The sequence below is a fragment of the Microbacterium sp. CFBP 8801 genome, assembly GCF_014839455.1.
Classification (GTDB): domain Bacteria; phylum Actinomycetota; class Actinomycetes; order Actinomycetales; family Microbacteriaceae; genus Microbacterium.
Genome location: NZ_JACYNU010000004.1, coordinates 228,236 through 247,402, shown reverse-complemented (window position 1 = coordinate 247,402; position 19,167 = coordinate 228,236). Strand labels below are relative to the sequence as shown.

Sequence of the window (19,167 nt, the reverse complement as noted above, 5' to 3'; positions counted from 1 at the left end):
CTCGATTTCGGTGCGAGAAGCGCGGCACGACCGCGCCCCCTCGGGCGGATCGGCGTCCACCCGGCCGACCGTGCCCCGCGCCGAGCGCCGCCGCCCGACGCGGAACCGCCGCGCGTCAGAGGGCGGCGATGCGGGCGTAATCCTCGACCGTCAGCTGCTCGCCGCGCAGCGTGGGGTCGACGCCGGCTCTCTCGAGCTGGGCCGATGCCTCGGCCGCGGTTCCCCCCAGCACGGTGGACAACGCCTGGCGCAACATCTTGCGGCGCTGCTGGAAAGCGGCATCCACGATCTGGAACGTGCGGCGCCGGTGCTCCTCGGAGCCGCGTACGTCGGCGTCGCGTTCGAAGGCGACCAGCACGCTGTCGACGTTCGGCACCGGCCAGAACACCTGGCGCGACACGGTGCCGGCGAGCCGCCACCGTCCGTACCAGGCCGCCTTGACGCTCGGCGCTCCGTACACCTTCGACCCGGGCGGGGCGGCGAGCCGCTCCCCCACCTCGGCCTGCACCATGACGACGCCGCTGCGCAGGTACGGGAACGTCTCGAGGAAGTGCAGCAGCACCGGCACCGAGACGTTGTAGGGCAGGTTCGCCACGAGGACCTCGGGCTCCCCCGGCAGCGACTGCACGCGTAGCGCGTCGGCGTCGATGACGGTCAACCGGTCGGCGGGCACATCGTGCGCTGCGGCGGTGGAGGGAAGACGCTCGGCGAGGCGGTGGTCGATCTCGACGGCCACGACCGAGGCACCGGTCTCGAGGATCGCGAGGGTGAGCGAACCGAGCCCGGGACCGATCTCGACGACACGGTCGGATGCCGAGACCCCGGCGACGTGGACGATCTTGCGCACGGTGTTGGCGTCGACGACGAAGTTCTGCCCGAGCTTCTTGGTGGGGGTGACGTCGAGGTCGGCGGCGAGCCGGCGGATCTCGGCGGCACCGAGCAGGGAAACGGGCATTGTTCCACTGTAGTCAGCCTCGCTGCGCGCTCCGGGCGACAGGAGTAGCGTGTGCGGGTGAGTCAGACCCAGTCGATCCCCGCGAATGCTTTCACCCTGCGCAGCCCCTTCGGTCGACGAGCCGTGGTGCTCTCGATCGCGGCGGCCGTCGGCGGCTTCCTCTTCGGATTCGACTCCTCCGTCATCAACGGCGCCGTGCAGTCCATCGAGACCGAGTACACGAAGGCTCCGACCCTCACCGGCTTCGTCGTCGCGATCGCGTTGATCGGCTGCGCGGTGGGCGCGATCGCCGCCGGCGCCCTCTCCGACCGCTTCGGTCGTCTGAAGGTCATGATGATCGGCGCCGTGCTGTTCTTCGCGTCGTCCATCGGGTCGGCGCTGACGTTCAGCGTGCTCGACCTCACCATCTGGCGCGTGATCGGCGGGCTCGGCATCGGGATCGCCTCGGTGGTGGCTCCGGCCTACATCGCCGAGGTGGCCCCGCGTCAGATCCGCGGCAGCCTGGCGTCGTTGCAGCAGCTGGCGATCACGCTCGGCATCTTCGCCGCCCTGCTCAGCAACGCCGTCCTTGTCGGCATCGCCGGTGGCACCGCCGACAACCAGCTCTGGTGGGGGCTCGAAGCCTGGCGTTGGATGTTCCTCATCGGTGTGGTGCCGGCAGCGGTCTACGGTCTGCTGGCCTTCACGATGCCCGAGTCGCCGCGCTTCCTGCTCGCGCGCGGACGCACCGACGAGGCGCGGGCCGTCTTCGCCCGCCTCGTTCCCCCGGCCGACCTCGAGAAGACCCTCACCGAGCTCACCAACGGCCTCGAGGCCGACCGCCGCAACAAGAGCGCGTCGCTCGCGGGCAAGGCCCTCGGACTGCAGCCGATCGTCTGGATCGGCATCATCCTGTCGGTGTTCCAGCAGTTCGTCGGCATCAACGTGATCTTCTACTACTCCACGAGCCTGTGGCGGGCGGTCGGCTTCGACGAGAGCAACTCGCTGCTCATCGGCGTGATCACCTCGGTGACGAACGTGCTCGTGACCCTGATCGCCATCTGGCTCGTCGACCGCGTCGGCCGCAAGCCCCTGCTGCTGGTGGGCTCGGCGCTGATGGCGCTCTCGCTCGGCACGATGGCCCTGGCGTTCTCGTTCGCCACGGGCTCGGGGCAGGACGTCTCGCTCCCGGGTGCCTGGGGTCCGGTCGCGCTCGTCGCCGCCAACCTCTTCGTCGTCGGGTTCGGCGCGTCATGGGGACCGCTCGTGTGGGTGCTGCTCGGCGAGATCTTCCCCAGCCGCATCCGCGGCAAGGCCCTCGGCGTCGCCGCCGGCGCGCAGTGGCTGGCCAACTTCCTCGTGTCGTGGACCTTCCCGCAGCTCGCCGACTGGTCGCTCACGATCACGTACGGCGCCTACGCGTTCTTCGCGGCGCTGTCGTTCGTCTTCGTGCTGTGGAAGATCCCCGAGACCAAGGGCATGGAACTCGAGCAGACCGAAACGTTGTTCGTACGCAAGCCGAAGAAGCAGAAGAGCTGACAGGATCCCTCCATGACGAACAACTCGAAGTCCCACGAAGAGATCCGCGAAGAGCGCGAAGCGGCGCAGAAGGAGAAAGACCGTCTCGAGCGCGCCGAAGAGGCGCGACTCGACGACGAGAAGCGCTGAACCCTGCGCCGGCCTAGAACTCCCCGTAGACCTCGAGCGTGTTCGCGGCGACCTGCGCGGCGAGCTCGTCGGCATCGATCCGCAACTCGGCCGCCAGGAACCGCAGCGTCACGGGGATGAGGTACGGCGCGTTCGGGCGGCCGCGGTAGGGCGCCGGGGTGAGGAACGGGGCGTCGGTCTCGACGAGGATGCGCTCGCGCGGCGTGACGGCCAGCGCGTCGCGCAGGTTCTGCGCGTTCTTGAACGTGACGTTGCCCGCGAACGACAGGTAGTACCCGCGGTCGGCCGCGATGCGCGCCATGTCGGCGTCGCCCGAGAAGCAGTGGAACACCGTCTTGTCGGGAGCGCCGACGCGCTCCAGCGTCTCGAGTACGGCCTCGTGGGCGTCGCGGTCGTGGATCTGCATGGCGATGCCGTGCTTCTTCGCCAGAGCGATGTGCGCCTCGAACGACCGCATCTGCGCCGGGATGCCGTCGGCCTCGGTGCGGAAGAAGTCCAGGCCCGTCTCGCCGATCGCCCGCACGCGCGGCTCGGCGGCGAGCTCGTCGATGACCGCGATCGCGGCATCCAACTCCCCCGCCCGCTCGTACACGGGGGCCTCGTTGGGGTGCACGGCCACGGCCGCGAGCACACGCGGGTGCGTGCGCGCCGCCCACGCCGACCACCGCGACGAGTCGATGTCGCCGCCGGCCTGCACGACGCCGTGGACACCCACCGCCAAGGCCCGCTCCAGCTGCTCGTCGAGCGACAGTCCGGTGTCGCCGTCTTCGATCTCGAGGTGCGTGTGGTTGTCGTAGACGGGCACGCCGAGCGGCTCGGGCGCGGGCGGGTAGCTCACGTCGCGGCGCCCGTCGACCGAGCGCTCACGCACGTACTGGCTGGGATCGACGCCGTCGATGGTTCCGCGAGGGCGCTCGACGGGCGTGGAGCCGGCGGGGGCGGACCCTTCGACCGGCTCAGGGGTCACGGGCGTCACGCCTGCTCGACGCGCGGGAACAGCGGCGACAGGCCGGCGACCGACGTCCCGGCCTGCAGCACGCCCCAGGCTCCCGCTTCGCGGAGGGGCTGATCGCGCACGCCGCCCAGGCTCTCGGCGGCACCGAGGGCGGTCCACAGCTTGTCGGTCGCGACGGGCATGACGGGCGACAACAGCACCGCGAGGGCGCGCAGTCCCTCGGCGGCGGTGTACAGCACGGTGCCGAGGCGCTCGCGCTTCGCCTCGTCCTTCGCCAGCGCCCACGGCTCGTTCTCGGTGATGTAGCCGTTGAGCGCGTCGACGATTGTCCAGATCGCCTGGATCGCCTCGTCGATGCGGAACCGCTCCACGGCCGCGTCGGCGGAGGCCGCGGCATCCGCCACGATCCGCTGGATGGCGAGATCGCCCTCGGCGTACTCGCCGGCCGGGGGCACGATCCCTGCGAAGTACTTCTCGATCATCGCGGTGGTGCGGGATGCCAGGTTGCCGAAGCCGTTGGCGAGTTCGGCCTGGTAGCGGGCCGACAGGTCTTCCCACGAGAACGAGCCGTCCTGGCCGAAAGCGATCGCGGAGAGGAAGTAGAAGCGGTACGCGTCGGAGCCGAAGACGTCGGTGATCTCGGTGGGCGCGATGCCGGTGAGCTTGGATTTCGACATCTTCTCGCCGCCGACGAGCAGCCAGCCGTGCGCGAAGACGCCGCGGGGCACGTCGAGGCCAGCGGCCATGAGCATCGCCGGCCAGATGACGGCGTGGAAGCGCAGGATGTCTTTGCCGACGACGTGGAAGGCGGGCCAGCGGCGGGCGAACTCCTCGGCGACCTCTCCGGTGACCGGGTCTGTGCCGTAGCCGACGGCGGTGGCGTAGTTGAGCAGCGCATCGACCCACACGTAGATGACGTGCGAGGGGTCCCATGGAACCGTGATGCCCCAGTCGAAGGCCGAGCGCGAGATCGACAGGTCTTTCAGACCGCTGCGCACGAACGACACGACCTCGTTGCGCGCCGACTCGGGGCGCACGAAGTCGGGCTCGGTCTTGTACAGCTCGAGCAGGCGGTCCTGGAACTCGCTGAGCTTGAAGAAGTAGTTCTTCTCCTGCAACAGCTCGAGCGGCTTGGAGTGGATCGCGCAGACCTTGAGCCCCTCGAACGGCCCGGTCCCGTCGACGATCTCGGCCTCGGGCTTGAACTCCTCGCAACCCACGCAGTACAGGGCCTCGTACTCGCCCGCGTAGATGTAGCCGCGGTCGAAGAGTGCCTGCACGAACTGCTGCACGCGCTCCTCGTGACGGGGCTGCGTCGTGCGGATGAAGTCGTCGTTGGCGACGTCGAGGGTCTCGAGCAGCGGGAACCACGACTCGGTGACGAGCTTGTCGACCCACTCCTGCGGGGTCACGCCGTTGGCGGCGGCCGCGCGCAGCATCTTCTGGCCGTGCTCGTCGGTGCCCGTGAGCATCCAGGTGTCGTCGCCCGCCTGGCGGTGCCAGCGCGCGAGCGTGTCGACGGCGACGGTCGTGTACCCGTGCCCGATGTGGGGCAGATCGCTGGGGTAGTAGATCGGCGTCGTGATGTAGAAGGATCGGCCGGAAGTCACCTGAGGATTCTACGGGGGCGCGCCGACGCGCCCGACCGCGTGACGCGTCAGCGTTTGACGGCCAGTCCCGCCTGGTACAGCTCGCGCGAGGAGTGGCCGGTCAACGACGCCACCTCGGCCGCGGCCTCTTTGAGTCGCGTGCCGCCGCGCACGAGTTCGAGCACCTGGGTCACGGCATCCGGGAACGCGACCTCGCGCGCACTGGCGCCGCCCACGACGATCGCGATCTCTCCGCGCACGCCCTCGGCCGCCCAGGCGGCGAGTTCGGCGAGGGTTCCGCGCTTGACCTCTTCGTACAGCTTGGTGAGCTCGCGGCAGACCGCCGCGGGGCGATCCGCGCCGAAGGTGGCGGCGAGGTCGTCGAGAGTGGATGCCAGCCGCGACGGCGACTCGAAGAACACCAGGGTGCGTTCCTCCGACGCCAGCTGCGCGAAGGCGCGACGCCGGTCGCCGGGCTTGCGGCGGGGGAACCCCTCGAAGGCGAAGCGGTCGGTGGGGAGTCCCGCCACCGCGAGGGCGGTGACGACCGCACTCGGACCGGGCAGGGCGGTGACCGTGACGCCGGCGGCGGCCGCCGCGGCGACCAGACCGTAACCGGGGTCGCTGACGGTGGGCATGCCCGCGTCGCTCAGCACGAGAAGGTCGTCGACGCGCGCGAGCTCGACGAGTTCGGCGGCGCGCTCCTTCTCGTTGTGATCGTGCAGGGCGATCAGGCGAGGACGGTTCTCGACGCCGAGGCCGGCCATGAGCCGCTGGGTGGTGCGCGTGTCTTCCGCCGCCACGACGGTGGCGTTCTCGAGCGCTTCGATGAGACGCCGCGAGGCGTCACCCAGGTTGCCGATGGGCGTCGCCGCGAGGATGATCACCGTTCCACCTTAGGCTGGGGGCCGTGAGCACCGTCGGCCCTCCTCTGCTGGCCCCGATCGAGCGAACGCGACTCGACCGGTGGCGTGACGCGATGCTCCTCGATCCCCGGGGTCTGCGCGTGTGGCGATGGCTGGCTCCCGCCCTCGTCACCGTCGTGGCGGCCGTGCTGCGTCTGATCGACCTCGGCAATCCGCACCAGCTCGTGTTCGACGAGACCTACTACGTGAAGGACTCGTGGAGCCAGTGGGTGCTCGGGTATCCCTCGACGTGGCCCGAGGGCGCCGACGCCAGCTTCGCCGCCGGTGACACCGACGTCTTCACCGGCATCGGCAGCTACGTCGTGCACCCCCCGCTCGGACGCATCCTGCTCGGCGCCGGCATGGCGGTGCTCGGCCCCGACTCCGCGACCGGATGGCGCCTGTCGGCCGCGGTCTTCGGCACGGCCACGGTGCTGCTGATCTACCTGTTCGCGCGGACGCTGACGCGATCGATTCCGCTGGCGACCGTGGCATCCGGTCTCTTCGCCATCGACGGCCTCGGCATCGTGCTGAGCCGCATCGCGCTGCTCGACATCTTTCTCACGTTCTTCGTCGTGCTGACGTTCTGGTTCGTCGCCCTCGATCACCGGCGCACCGGCGATCGTTTGGCCCGTCTCGTCGCGGCGCGCGAGGGCGATCCGCCCCGGTGGGGGCCGATCCTCTGGAACCGCCCCTGGCTGCTCGCCGCGGGTGCCGCAGCGGGAGCCGCGACCGGCGTGAAGTGGTCGGGCCTGTACGTGCTCGCCGGGGTCGGCATCTACGCCGTCGTCACCGACGCGCTCGCGCGCCGCCGCGCGGGTGTCGTGCAGTGGCCGATGGATGCCGTGCGCCAGGGCCTCGCCTCGTTCGTGCTGCTCGTGCCGGTCGCCGCCGTCGTGTACCTCGCGAGCTGGTCGGGCTGGCTGTTCACCTCGGGCGGGTACATGCGCGGCCTCGCCGCGTCGGCGAGCGGGTTCTGGTCGTGGGTGCCGCAGCCCCTGCAGAACCTGTGGGCCTATCACCAGGCGATGTACAACTTCCACGTCGGGCTCGTCACCCCGCACAGCTACGCCAGCCCCGCCTGGCAATGGCCGTTGCTCATCCGCCCGACGTCGATGTATTGGCACCAAGACGACTTCGGGGTGAACGGCTGCGCCCTGCCGGACGGCTGCACCGAGGCGATCTCGAGCCTCGCGAACCCGCTCATCTGGTGGGCCGGGGTCGCGGCATCCGTGTATCTGCTCGTGCGGTTCGTCATCGTGCGGGACTGGCGCCACGCGCTGGTGCTGACGGGGCTCGCCGCCACCTACGTGCCGTGGCTGCTGTACCCCGAGCGCACGATCTTCCAGTTCTACACGGTGGCGATGCTGCCGTTCCTGGTGCTCGCGCTCGCATTCGCTCTGCGTGACATCGCTCAGGGGACGCGCGGCATGTCGCGCGCGGGCGGTCAGGGTGTCGTGCTCGTCTTCGTGGTGGTATGCGTGGGGATCTCGGCGTTCTGGTACCCCGTGTGGGCGGGGCTGCCGGTGCCGTACGAGTTCTGGCGCCTGCACAACTGGCTGCCCACCTGGATCTGACGTGAGCCGCGGCGACGAGTGGCTACACGACCCGCGGCCGGTGCAGCGGGTGAAGCTGTTCCGCGATGCCCCCGTCGACCACACCGCGTGGCCGGCGACCGTGCCGGCGGTGGCGCAGTTTCTCGACGTCGCGGCGGGCGACGGGTGGGAGTTCGGTCCCGGCGTCACTTTTCTCGTCGGCGAGAACGGTTCGGGCAAGTCCACCCTCATCGAGGGCATCGCCGAGGCCGCCGGGCTTCCCGCCGAGGGGGGCTCGACGAACGGCGGCACCGAGACCCGCCGCAGCGAAAGCGCCCTCGGCGAGTGGCTGCGTATCGAGCGCAGCCCCCGCGCGCCGCGCTGGGGCTTCTTCTTACGCGCCGAGACCATGCACGGCTACTACTCGTGGCGCGAAGAACTGGGCGGCCCGGCGCCGAGCTTGCACGAGATGAGCCACGGCGAGTCGTTCAACGCCCTGCTCGACGAAGCCCTCGACCACGAGCACTACGTTGCGGGCCTCGCGTGCCTCGACGAGCCCGAGGCGGCCCTGTCGTTCTCGTCCACGCTGCGCTGGCTGGCGTCGCTCGACCGCATGCGCTCACGCGGAACGCAGGTCATCTGCGCCACCCACTCCCCCGTGCTCGCCGCCCTGCCGGGGGCGACGATCCTCGAGCTCGGCGAGTGGGGCATTCGCGAGAGCGCGTGGGAAGACCTGGAGCTGGTGCGATTGCACCGGGGATTCTTGGACGCGCCGGGACGGTACCTGCGGCATCTGCTGGAGTGAACGAGCGGGTTCAGCCCCGATACCCCACGAGGCAGGCCTCTGGCGGACTCCCGATCCGCTCAGTCCACGAGCATCGTCGTCATCGCCAGGCGGAGATTGCCTCTGGTCGTGACGCAGGATGACCGGCGGACGTCGGAGCAACAGGCGACGACTGGGAGCGGATACGGAGTTGTCCGGCCTTCGTCGGAACTCCACTCAATTTGTCGGTAATCGTCGCTTGGGGCTCCATCTCGGGCCGGGTGGACAAACGTCATCCGCGCACCCTTGGGTACCGCATTACTGGGCTATTCATACTGTGATCGACGTCGCCTCGGACCTTCGCCCGCTCCCACATCCAGCCCAAGCCAGCGATTTACCCGCTCTGCCTCCGCACGCGCGGAGCCAAGGGACGTGAGAGAACCATCTAAAAAAAAAGGTTGTCCTGAGTTTCGAGCTGCACGACCCCACTCTGCAAGGATCCGCTCACAACGGGCCAGCAAAGAATGTAGAACCACCCTTCTTCTAACACCCCCGTCGCTCGCCTTATGGAGCTACGCGAGTAGGAGCGTGTCCGCCACCACGAACGAGCCACCAGCATCTCGCTCTCAAGAAAGACTCCTACCCACCAAACACGCAGCCACGCCCAAACAAGACCCACGATCACAGGAAATACAGGAAGGATCAACAACAAAATCTTCTCAATGGGTCGTCCAATGCTTGCAATCAGAGCCCCTATCGGAAACCAAATCAAAATCAACGTCATCACGAAAAGGCGAAAGACGCGGCCGTTCCTTGTTCTTCGATCGATACTCATTACCGCAACAACTTTCACTCAGTAGTATCGAATTTTGCCTTGTCGACTACCTCGAGCGTAGGTGTTCACCGGTGCAGCACGTTTCCCGGGAGCCTGAGGCCGTGATCGTCTCTGCAAGACGTCCTGACCAACGCGCGATCGTATTGGCAGGCCTCAGACTTGCCCTTGTACAGGCGCCCGCGACGATCGCGCCGGGGGCTTCTGGACGCGCCAGGACGGCATCTGCGGCGTTTACCTGAGAAGGGGATACCGCGGACACGTTGTCGTTGTCCACCTAGCCTTGGCAGAGCCGTCCGCCTGGTACGCCGTCCACAACGCCTGCGCTCACTGCAAAGGATCGAAGTCCGAGCGTGTCAATGCAATCCCCGCGGCCTCCCGGATTCGACGAGCGACCGCTCGGACGGTTACTTGCCTTCCGATGGTTCCGGGAAAATCGCGCGCCTCGCCCTTCACTCGGATCTTCACAACCGCCACTGCACCCGCAAGGGGCAGCCAACCGATCGATCCCCACGAGAACATGCCGGCGTACCGAACTATAGAAACTCCTTCGATCTCAGCCAGAAGCATGACCGATGTTCGGAACCAGCCACGAACAATGACCGATTCCGAAGTTAGCCAAACACCCATGAACCACGGACGAACCAACCAGAAGACCGTGACGAGAAGCAGCCAGAGTGCAGATTTCGTGCCCGGCAAGCTCCAGTCATACGTGAGCATTGGCGCGCTGAATGCCGCCGCAAAAAGGCACCCTCCGACGCGAGCCCCGCGGGCAGAACCTGGTATGCGCTCAATATACATAGGCCCGCATCCATCCTCCGCTACGCTTTGTTGCTTGCGTACCAAAAACGTTCACTCGCCAACCGGTTACCAACGGACGTACGGCGTCACCCATCCCGTTGTTGGCAACGTTGAACACCGCGGTTAGTGGTACTTCTAGTTGTGTGCGAACAGTGCGGGAGATCGGCCGCACTTCGACGCGGGTCGTTACTCGGCCAAGCTGTGCGATCGCTCGGGCCCCCACTGTTGCCTGAAGCGTGGAGGCGGCAGCTTTGAAGACGGCCTTCATGCCTATGCTTCCCGCGACCGCGCCTGCGGCGGAGACAGCTGCGTCGCCGAGCCGTCCCTGCGCCACATAGGCCAAGGTCTCCACGACTCCGCAGGCAGCGCCCACTAGTCCTGGGACGAACCCGCACGCGAACAACGCTGCCTTACCAGCCGGTGAGTCGGTGATCGCGCGCCCGATGTCGTGCCACCAGGCCCGCCCGCTGAGGTCGTTTTTCTCGACCGGATCGGTGGGCCAGACGTAGTCGTTGTCGACGCCGCCCTCGACCGGGTCGACTTGCAGGAACCGACCCAACGCCGGGACATACAAGCGGGCGCCCATCTCGACGATCAGCGCCGTCTCCAACGCCTCGGTCAGCTTCTGCGCCCCCTGATGCCACCCCGTCGTCCCACTCACCGCACCCGACTCATTCGCCGCCCCCGTACCCAGCGCGAGCGTGTCGGGGTCGAGGGGCTGACCGAACGGGTCATACAGCAGCACACCCGACGCCGACGAACCATCCCCCGTCGTCACCGTGTGACCCTGCAACGACGGATACGACCACGACGCCGCCCCCGACGCGGGAATATCGACCGTCACCCCACCCGGAAGCGACAAGAACACCACCGGCGCAGCATCCCCCGACAGCACCGCCCACGGACTATCCCCCGCACCCGCATACACGTACCGGGATGTCACTTCGGGAGCATCCCCCGCCGGGTCCACGGTCCGCGACACGACACGACCGGACGCATCCCGTGTCAGGGACACCTTCGATCCCGCGTACGTCCGTGTCCCCACGTGACGGTTGTCGGCGTCGTACGAGAACAACAGGTCCGACAATCGCGTCGTGTTGCCGCGGAGGTCGTACGTGATCTCGTCGGCGTTGAAGCCGTCGGCGATGTGCGACGCACCCGGACCCGCACCCCACACCGGGTTCGACACCAGACGGTCAGCCCAGTCGTAGCAGTACTCCGCCGTCATCACAGCCGTCTGCGACGACCCCGGCGCCGTGTACCGATCAACGTATCGCGTGCGGTTACCCGATGCACCCGCGGAGGTGTTCGGCCCGCATCCTCCCGACGACGCGAACTCGTACGACAGCTCATGCCCCGGGATGTTCGCGGAGACGAGGCGGCCTGCCGCGTCGTAGCCGTAGGTGGAGTCGAACGACTGCCCGTCTTGCGAGATGCTTTCTCGCACGATCCGCCCCGCGACCGACCGGGTCACCTCATCGGTGATCGACGCCGATGACGGGAACGACCACGTCTGCGCCCCGATCGTGCCGCGCGTGTCATCCCACGACACGCCCAGCGCCGACCCACCCAGGTACGACACCTGCGCGAGGCGCTGCTTCGCATCGAACGACGCCGCCGCATACACCTGCCCATCGAACGTCACCGTCGTCGTCTTACCATCGCGGTCGTAGGCGAACGCCGTCGTCGACGAGGCAACGCCGGGACTGGCCGTCGTCACGTGCAGCACGCGGCCGGTGAGCGATTCGTAGACCGGCGTCGTGACGACACCCCACACATCGGTGTACGAGACAACGCGCCCCAGCAGGTCAGTGGTTGTCGTCGTCGCCGACGTGAGCGACCCGGGCACAGGGGTTCCGATCACCGTCACCGAGAGTCCCGCGGGCGTCGGAGCATAGGTCGTCGTGACCGTGTCGGTTGCGACATCGTCCCCGCCCGCCGAGACCTCCTTCACCGTGCGACCACGCGCATCTACCGTCGTGCACGACCACGCCTCGTCGCCGGTGACCCGTGTGCCGACGGTGCGACCCATCGCGTCATAGACATACGACGTCACGATCGCGGGCCCGCTGTCAGGTATAGGCCCGGTCGACGACTTCAGCATCCCGAACTGACGCGTACCCGCAGGAACGCCGCACGTGTCTTCCGACAGCTGCTCGTCGTCGCCGTAATAGGCGCGCGTCGTGCTCTTGGCATCCGAGATCGAACCGGACGCCGTCACAGCCGGCAGAGCCTTCGACTTCTGCCGCAGCCACCCGGCGCCGTTCACCGTCTCGGACACCACAGTGCTCTTCAACGCCAGACCGCCGGGGTCGACCGTCGAGGCCGACACCTGTCCGACAATGGGATCTTGATACGTCGTCTCGGTCACGATCGACGGGGCCGCAGCCCCCGCGACAGACGTGGAATCGTCCATCGTCGAGCGGGTCACGAGTCCGTAGTCGGGGCGCAGCTGACTTCCGGGCACGGCCTGGAACGACCCCGCCCCCGGCGGCTTCCACTGGAGATCGACACGCGCGCCGCCCGCGTTCTCGTAGTACTCCACCCGCACGCGGCGCACGTCACCCTCGCCCACCGTGAACGCGACGCTGTCGGCGGCCGTCGGCCCTTGATCCACCCAGCGGTCGATCATCAGGACGTCGTCGAGCCAGACACGCGAGCCGTCGTCGGTGCTGGTACGCAGCTGATACGTCCCGGCCTGAGGGAAGGTGATCAGACCGGTCGCACGCAGAGAGAAGTTGTCTTGAGAGACCGTCCCCGCGATCGGCGAGCCCCCACCCCAGTCCTTCTCGAACGTCCCGTCCGCCGGACCCACACCCAGGGCGTACGCATCGGGCTTACCCGAGAGCTTGCGCGTGTTCGAGTAGTACGCGACCTGCAGACCGTTCAGCCCACCGTCGTACACGGTTCCGGTCGACGACGGCACGACACCGCAGCCCGCCACCTCCACCGGCCGGTCGACCGGGCGCCCGTCGGCACCGAAGCACCCGACCGGCGCAGCTCCATAGGCCGCGACCAGCCGATCGGTGCGGTCGTACACCTTCGTCGACACCAGGCCCGTGGCGTCGGTGATGCGCCGCACGAGGTCTTTCGCAGCATCCCATTCCTGGCTCGTCGACACCCCCATCGCGCTCGTGGATGCCGTCTGCCGCCACGCCGCGTCATAGGTGACCGTCTGAGAGACCCCGGCCAGACCCGCCACCGACACCGTCGTGCGTCCGTCACCGTACGAGTACCTGCGCGTCGGACGCTCAGCTGCCGTGACGCCATCCGGCGCCGGGAGCGTCACCCCCGTGGCACGCATGCCGTCATAGTTGATCGACGTCGACGCAGGATCGTCCGCCCCCGCCGCGGCAGGGACGGGGATGCTGTCGTTGGCCGTGGCATCCCGAATCTGACTCAGAAGGCCACCGGCATTGTCGTAGCCGAACAGCGTCGACTCGTCACCCGGGTCGAGGATCGCCGCGAGCTGGGCGTTGCCGTTGTAGAACAGCCTCGACTCGGAGCCGTCGGGATAGGAGATCCGGCAGAGCATGTCGACCGGGGCCTTCGCGTAGCCCGCGCCCGACTGCTCGGGGCAGGATGAGCGGTCGCCGTTCTGATACCCAAACACGACCTTGCGCGTGTACTGATCGCCGCTCTTCGACACCGGATCCACGATCTGCGTCGCAACGCCATTGGCGTTCAAGATCGGCTGCGGTGCGGCAGCCTTGCGGACATCTTCGGGCGGCGTGGCCGACGCGACGCGTCCCTCCTTGGTGAACTGGTAGACAGTGCCGTCCTCATCGGTGAACACGACCCAGCCGTTGCCGTCCAAGGAGAGAACGCCGTACTCACCCGTCGGCGGCGTGTACCCTCCCGCGGCCGCCTTCGTGTACGTGTGCGTCTTGCCGGTCACATCGGTCAGCACCACCGATGCGTCGGTGGTCTGCGCCGATACCCATGTCGCGGCGGCACCGGCCAGCGGCACCGACGCACCCCAACCCTGGGGAAGGGTCGTGACACGCTTGGTGAACCATTCGGGCGAGACGTTCACCCGCGTGGGCGAAGACGCGCCATCGGGGGTGTACTCGACCCAGAGATCGACGTACGACAGACCCACCTCTTCGTAGTACTCCACCTGGAGGGGCTTGGCACCGCCGACACCCGTCACCGTGTCTGCCGCGGGGGTCGTCCATCCGCCGCCCTGCCAGCGGTCGATGAGCGTGCGCCCGTCGTAGGTGACTCGGATGCCATCGTCGTGCGTCGCTCCGAACCGCACCGAGCGCCCGATGAACTCCGACGGCAGGGTCACGAAACCGGTCCATCGCGCGAGGAAGTGATCAGCCGGGAGCGCCTCGGCGGGAGAACCGAGCCCCCACCGGAAGGACACGGCCGAATCGGTGCGCACGAACGCCGCGGTCTTGTCGGCGAAGGTGTACCCGCCGGGTGAGGTGGGCGGCACGCCGCCGGAGCGGGCATCGAAGTACTCGCCGAGCAGGCCCCGATTCGCGCCCGGCACCTCTTGCGAGTTGTAGGTGAACGACATCCCCATGGCGCCCCCGAGGGTCTGCACGGCCGGGGAGGCGAACGAGACGTTCACGTTGCCGTTCGCGAGGTTCGTCGTCACCGCGCCGGCGGAGTCGTACGGAGACGGCCCCGACGCGCCGAGCCGCAGATCCGTGCGCAGTCGACGCACCCAACCGTTCTCGGTGTTCGTGTCCTGCCCATCGTTGGTGGTAACCGTCCACGAGTACACCCCGCCGTCTTGCAGGGTTCCCGGCGGGACGGCCCACGAGGCGACCCCGTTCGCCGCCGTGATCCAGCCGGACGTCACCACGGCTCCCGATCGCGCATCCTGACCCGTCGCGATCTTGAACTGGTACCTCATAGAGCCGCCGACCCCGTCGGTGTCGGCGACGGCTCCAACGCGCAGGCTCGGGGTCAACGTCGTCACCGTGGCCGGCGTCTCGGTGACCGCGCTGCCCGGCGCCGCCGTCGCTGCATCCGGCAGTGGCACGTTGTTCGTCGTGAAGCTGTACACGGGCGACTGGCGATACGTCGATTGGCCCCACAGATCGTTGAGGTCGTCGACGACCGAGACGCGCCAGTAGTACGTCGTGCCCGTGCGCAAGACACCAGAGGGCACTTGATACTGCGTGCCACCCTCCCACCCGCGCCCGGCGACGAGGTTCGTCATGCCTGGGTCGGTCGCGAGCTCGAAGGTGTACTGCTGCGCGCGGTTGCCGGGATTCCAGGCGTTCAAACCGAGCATCGGAGTGAGCGAGACGCCCCCGCCGCCGTCGGCCGGACCCCACCCGCCCACCGACGGGTACCCCCACGACTCGACCGAGAGCGCTGACTGAACACGCTTCAGGGAGTAGCTCGACCCCTCCCACCCCCCGATCATGAACGCCGGACGGTCTCCGATACGCAGGTTGCTCGCCAGCCGGGCCACGATACCGTCGCCCTCGATCTCGGCCGCATCGGTCGCCAAGTTGAAGTAACCGAGGTGGGAACCCGTCCCATGGTACGAGAAGCCGCTCGCGTGCTGGACCCATCCCTGCTGCCACGAGGTCGTGCCGTCACCGTCGTATCCCACAGCCATGTTCGCGGCCGCGATGAACTGCCCGGGCAGGTTGCCGTAGTCGTACGAAACGACCGAACGCCAGTATTGGTTTCCGTTGCCCTCGCGCGTATTGCCGATCATCTGCGCGCCATGCCAGACCGTTCCGTTGGACTTGTACGCGGTCGCGCCGTTGGGAGTCATCACCGTCGGGTCGATACGCACGGGGTACACACGCGCGGGGTCGCGCAGCCACTCACGATCGGCGCGCAGGGTGTAGCGCCACGAACCGTCGCTCGCCTTCCACAGCGCGACCTTGAGGGCCACCTCGGTGTCGCCCGACTCGCCCTCGACTCCGCTGGAGTCGGTGGCGATCGGGGTGGGGATCATCAGCACCTCGGCGCCCGATCCGTCGGTGAACACGACGGAGTCCGCCTCGCCGAGCGCCGGGGTGAGAGATCCGGCATCGATACGCCACGTCCACGACGACCGAGACACGGGAGCGGCGTCGAGCACGAGCGACTCCTTGACCCCACCCGGCTCGACGCGGTACTCGAGGTCAGCACCGCCCGTCACGTCTCGGTAGGTGAGTTCCTCCCAGTCGTCCCACCACCAGAACGGGGCGGCGACCTCGCCGGCCTCAGCGCCGACGAGAGCGAACGAGACGTCGTGGCCCTCGCGCGAGACCGTCACCGAGGGGGCTTCGTCGGCGCCTCCACGAAAGACGGGGCTGAGCGGGTGGTCGTCGACCGTCCAGTCCGCGCCGTCGCGCGACACCGACGTGTTCACGTCGACCCACGTTCCGTCGTCGTTCTGCGCCCGCTCGGGTGTGGACGACACGCGTGTGACGGTCGACCCCGTGCCGCTGACGTACCGCGTGGTGTCCTCGGTTTCATCGACCGGGCGAAGACCGGAGGTGGGGACGCGGCGTCGCTCCCACTCATCCACGGCAGCGCCCACGGGCGGCGGTTCGATCGCGGGCACCACCGCCGGCTCGGCGCCGTCTGCCACGTCGGTGCTCGCCGGAATGGCGAAAGACCCGTCGGGAAGCGCCGGGGGCGGTGAGGGCTCGTCGGACGCCGCCAGCGCCGGAGCGTCAGCGGTCGAGGGCGCGGCCGCGGACACGACCACACGTGGGACCGCCATCGCCGCGTCGAAGGGAACGGCCGTCCCCACCATCAACACCACCGTGGCGACGATCGAACCGGGCCAGAGACGTGAAGAGAGGAACATGCCCACCCCCGAAGGTGCCGCCGACGTGGCGGTGAACGTCACCCGAGGACTCAGGTTGCGCCGAGGTTAGGCATCAGGCTTTGTCGGGTTCGCGCTGCTTCCGCGTCATTCCGCGGCTCGAACGACCGCACTTCACCCGCGCGACGGGAGATCGGCGTTCTTCGCTCGCCCGCTCTTCGCCCGCGGCGGATACAGGAACGGCCGCCGCGCGAGGAGAGTCCGCCGGCCCCACGGCGTCCGGCGCCCGCCGACGTGCAGTCCGGCTCAGGCGCTCCGCAGCGCCGATTCGTCGGACGGCGGCCACGCTGCGCCCGCCCCATCGAGGCTCACCACGGCGTCCGCGATGCTCGTCTCGAAGGCGAGGAGCGGTTGCCACCCGGTCTCGGCGCGCAACCGAGACGCGTCACCGCGGATCGACGCCGGGTCGGAGGGACGGATGCGATCGGGATCGACGCGTAGCGGGGGGATCTCGCGCCCCACGGCGGCGCAGATCGCAGTCACGACGTCGCGGCCGGAACGAGCCACACCCGAGGCGACGTTGTACAGCGAATGGGTCAGGGCCGGCGCGTCGGCGAGCGCGAGATAGGCGCGGGCGACATCGCGCACGTCGGAGTAGTCACGGCGGGTGTCGAGGTTGCCGACGGTGAGCGGCTCACCGGGGGCGGATGCCGTGAGCTGGCGCGCCAGGTCGGGCACCAGGAAGCCGGGACCCTGCCCGGGACCGAAGTGGTTGAACGGTCGCGCCACCACCGCGTCGAGTCCGCGCGCGCGATAGAACGCGATCTGATTCTCGACGAGGATCTTGCTGACGACATACGGCGATGAGAATCCGATCGGCGAGGACTCGTCGCGCACCGACTCGCCGGCGGAGGCCGCGTAGACCGCGCCGGAACTGACCGCCACGATCCGCCCACCGCCGCCGTCACGCAGCGCCGCCTCGCACAGTACGGTCGTCATCGCACTGTTGTCGGCGATGTACTGCTGCGGTCGGTCGAACGACGCACCGACGGCGGCGAGACCGGCCAAGTGCACGATGGCGGCGTCCGACGGCGCCGACGCCGGCCACTCGTGCCGCAGGTCGACCCCCGCATAGCCGTCGAGCGCCTGCTCGATCCCGGATGCCGCCCGCTCGGTGCGGCCGATACCGAACACCGACCATCCGGCCTCGGCGGCCGCTCTCGCCAGGTGACCGCCGACGAAACCGCCGACGCCCGTGATGACGAGGCGTTTCATCCCGCGGCGACCGGCGCGGCGCTGAGGGCCAGGTCGTGCGCGACCATGCGACGCGTCATCTCGGGGAGGTCTACGCGGCGACGCCAGTTGAGCACGCTCTCGGCCTTGGCCGGGTCGCCGAGCAGCACGTCGACCTCTGCGGGTCGGAAAAACGCCGGGTTCTGAACGACGTAGGGGCGCCACTCGTCGATGCCCGCCGCGGTAAACGCCAGCGTGAGGAAGTCCTCGATCGAATGGGTCTCGCCCGTGGCGAGCACGAAGTCGTCGGGCTGGTCGTGCTGCAGCATGCGCCACATGCCTTCGACGAAGTCGCCCGCGTATCCCCAGTCGCGCCGCGGCGTGAGGTCACCGAGTTCGAGGTGGGACTGGCGGCCGGTCACGATGCCCGCGACGGCGTCGGTGATCTTGCGGGTGACGAACTCGACGCCCCGTCGCTCGCCCTCGTGGTTGAACAGGATGCCGCACGAGACGAACATCCCGTAGCTCTCGCGGTAGTTCGTCGCCGCCCAGTGGCCGAACAGCTTGGCGACGCCGTAGGGGCTCCGGGGGTGGAAGGTCGACTGCTCGGTGTATCCGGTCGCGGGGCGGTTGTAGTCGAGACCGCCGAACATCTCGGAGGTGGACGCCTGATAGACGCGCGTCGACCCCGCGCGTCCCGCCAGGCGCACCGCCTCGAGCACGTGGAGCACACCCTTGCCCGTGACCTCGGCGGTGAGGAGCGGGTTGTGGAAGGAGTACCCGACGTGGCTCACGGCACCCAGGTTGTACAGCTCGTCGGGCTGGCTCACCTCGACGGCGCGGATGAGGGACGTGAGGTCGGTGAGGTCGCCCTCGATGAGGGTGACGGCGGGGAACTCGAGCGCGAACGCGTCGCGACGCGGGTTGCGCTGCCCACGGACGAGACCGAAGACGTCGTACCCCTTCGCCAGGAGCAACTCGGTCAGGTGTCCCCCGTCTTGCCCCGTCACTCCGGTGATGAGAGCTCGGGGCGGCGTGTTCGTGGTCATGGGCGGGTCCTCTTCTGCCGGATCGGGGGCGCCGGACAGGGCGCACCGTCGAGATCCTGCGCCCACCGCGCCGGCCTCCGCGGGCGTGCCCGCGCCGAACGTCCCGGGTGAAGAAGGTCATGCCCGCCCGTTGCCGCGGTAGTCGCCCCCGGAGGCGAAGGACCGCG

The 19,167-nt window shown here is 68.6% G+C and carries 11 protein-coding genes; 3 read left to right on the top strand and 8 right to left on the bottom strand.

What is annotated here, in order from left to right; translation table 11 throughout:
- Positions 1 to 115 precede the first annotated feature (115 nt).
- Positions 116 to 955 carry a 16S rRNA (adenine(1518)-N(6)/adenine(1519)-N(6))-dimethyltransferase RsmA gene (gene rsmA / locus IFR11_RS07320; RefSeq protein ID WP_191915716.1) on the bottom strand — a complete coding sequence of 280 codons (840 nt, stop codon included), beginning with the start codon at positions 953 to 955 and terminating at the stop codon, positions 116 to 118.
- 57 nt (positions 956 to 1,012) lie between these two features.
- On the opposite strand from rsmA, the gene IFR11_RS07315 reads away from it, so the two are divergent.
- On the top strand, positions 1,013 to 2,473 hold the full coding sequence (locus IFR11_RS07315) for a sugar porter family MFS transporter (RefSeq protein ID WP_055839905.1): 1,461 nt from the start codon (positions 1,013 to 1,015) through the stop codon (positions 2,471 to 2,473).
- A gap of 142 nt (positions 2,474 to 2,615) precedes the next feature.
- Here the strand turns inward: IFR11_RS07315 and IFR11_RS07310 are convergent, their stop codons facing one another.
- From IFR11_RS07310 to rsmI, 3 genes are all read right to left on the bottom strand, one after another.
- Entirely contained in the window at positions 2,616 to 3,500 is an 885-nt protein-coding gene (locus IFR11_RS07310; RefSeq protein WP_055839907.1) for a TatD family hydrolase, read from the bottom strand.
- 74 nt (positions 3,501 to 3,574) lie between these two features.
- Entirely contained in the window at positions 3,575 to 5,167 is a 1,593-nt protein-coding gene (metG, locus tag IFR11_RS07305; protein WP_191915715.1) for a methionine--tRNA ligase, read from the bottom strand.
- Between the two features lie 47 nt (positions 5,168 to 5,214).
- Complete coding sequence (gene rsmI / locus IFR11_RS07300; protein WP_070409642.1) at positions 5,215 to 6,033, bottom strand: 16S rRNA (cytidine(1402)-2'-O)-methyltransferase; 819 nt, start codon at positions 6,031 to 6,033, stop codon at positions 5,215 to 5,217.
- 23 nt (positions 6,034 to 6,056) lie between these two features.
- On the opposite strand from rsmI, the gene IFR11_RS07295 reads away from it, so the two are divergent.
- Complete coding sequence (locus IFR11_RS07295) at positions 6,057 to 7,628, top strand: phospholipid carrier-dependent glycosyltransferase (RefSeq protein WP_191915714.1); 1,572 nt, start codon at positions 6,057 to 6,059, stop codon at positions 7,626 to 7,628.
- A 1-nt stretch (position 7,629) separates the two neighbouring features.
- Entirely contained in the window at positions 7,630 to 8,391 is a 762-nt protein-coding gene (locus IFR11_RS07290; protein WP_191915713.1) for an AAA family ATPase, read from the top strand.
- A gap of 1,117 nt (positions 8,392 to 9,508) precedes the next feature.
- Here IFR11_RS07290 and IFR11_RS07285 read toward each other — a convergent pair.
- The 4 genes from IFR11_RS07285 to IFR11_RS07270 form a co-directional block, all read right to left on the bottom strand.
- The gene (locus IFR11_RS07285) at positions 9,509 to 9,901 is read right to left on the bottom strand and encodes a hypothetical protein (protein WP_156459489.1); all 393 of its coding nucleotides are present in this window, start codon (positions 9,899 to 9,901) and stop codon (positions 9,509 to 9,511) included.
- A 70-nt stretch (positions 9,902 to 9,971) separates the two neighbouring features.
- Positions 9,972 to 16,802, bottom strand: coding sequence for a PA14 domain-containing protein (locus tag IFR11_RS07280; RefSeq protein ID WP_192040458.1), 6,831 nt, complete (start codon positions 16,800 to 16,802; stop codon positions 9,972 to 9,974).
- Between the two features lie 222 nt (positions 16,803 to 17,024).
- A complete protein-coding gene (locus tag IFR11_RS07275; RefSeq protein ID WP_191915711.1) occupies positions 17,025 to 17,993 on the bottom strand; it encodes an NAD-dependent epimerase/dehydratase family protein in 969 nt (322 codons plus the stop codon).
- Entirely contained in the window at positions 17,990 to 19,000 is a 1,011-nt protein-coding gene (locus IFR11_RS07270; RefSeq protein WP_191915710.1) for a GDP-mannose 4,6-dehydratase, read from the bottom strand. The genes IFR11_RS07275 and IFR11_RS07270 overlap by 4 nt, the downstream gene beginning before the upstream one ends.
- Positions 19,001 to 19,167: the final 167 nt, after the last annotated feature.

Bases quoted from the DNA above. Each gene is read 5' to 3' on its own strand.
- rsmA (WP_191915716.1), bottom strand. From the start codon at position 955: ATGCCCGTTTCCCTGCTCGGTGCCGCCGAGATCCGCCGGCTCGCCGCC.
- IFR11_RS07285 (WP_156459489.1), bottom strand. From the start codon at position 9,901: ATGCTCACGTATGACTGGAGCTTGCCGGGCACGAAATCTGCACTCTGG.
- IFR11_RS07275 (WP_191915711.1), bottom strand. From the start codon at position 17,993: ATGAAACGCCTCGTCATCACGGGCGTCGGCGGTTTCGTCGGCGGTCAC.
- IFR11_RS07270 (WP_191915710.1), bottom strand. From the start codon at position 19,000: ATGACCACGAACACGCCGCCCCGAGCTCTCATCACCGGAGTGACGGGG.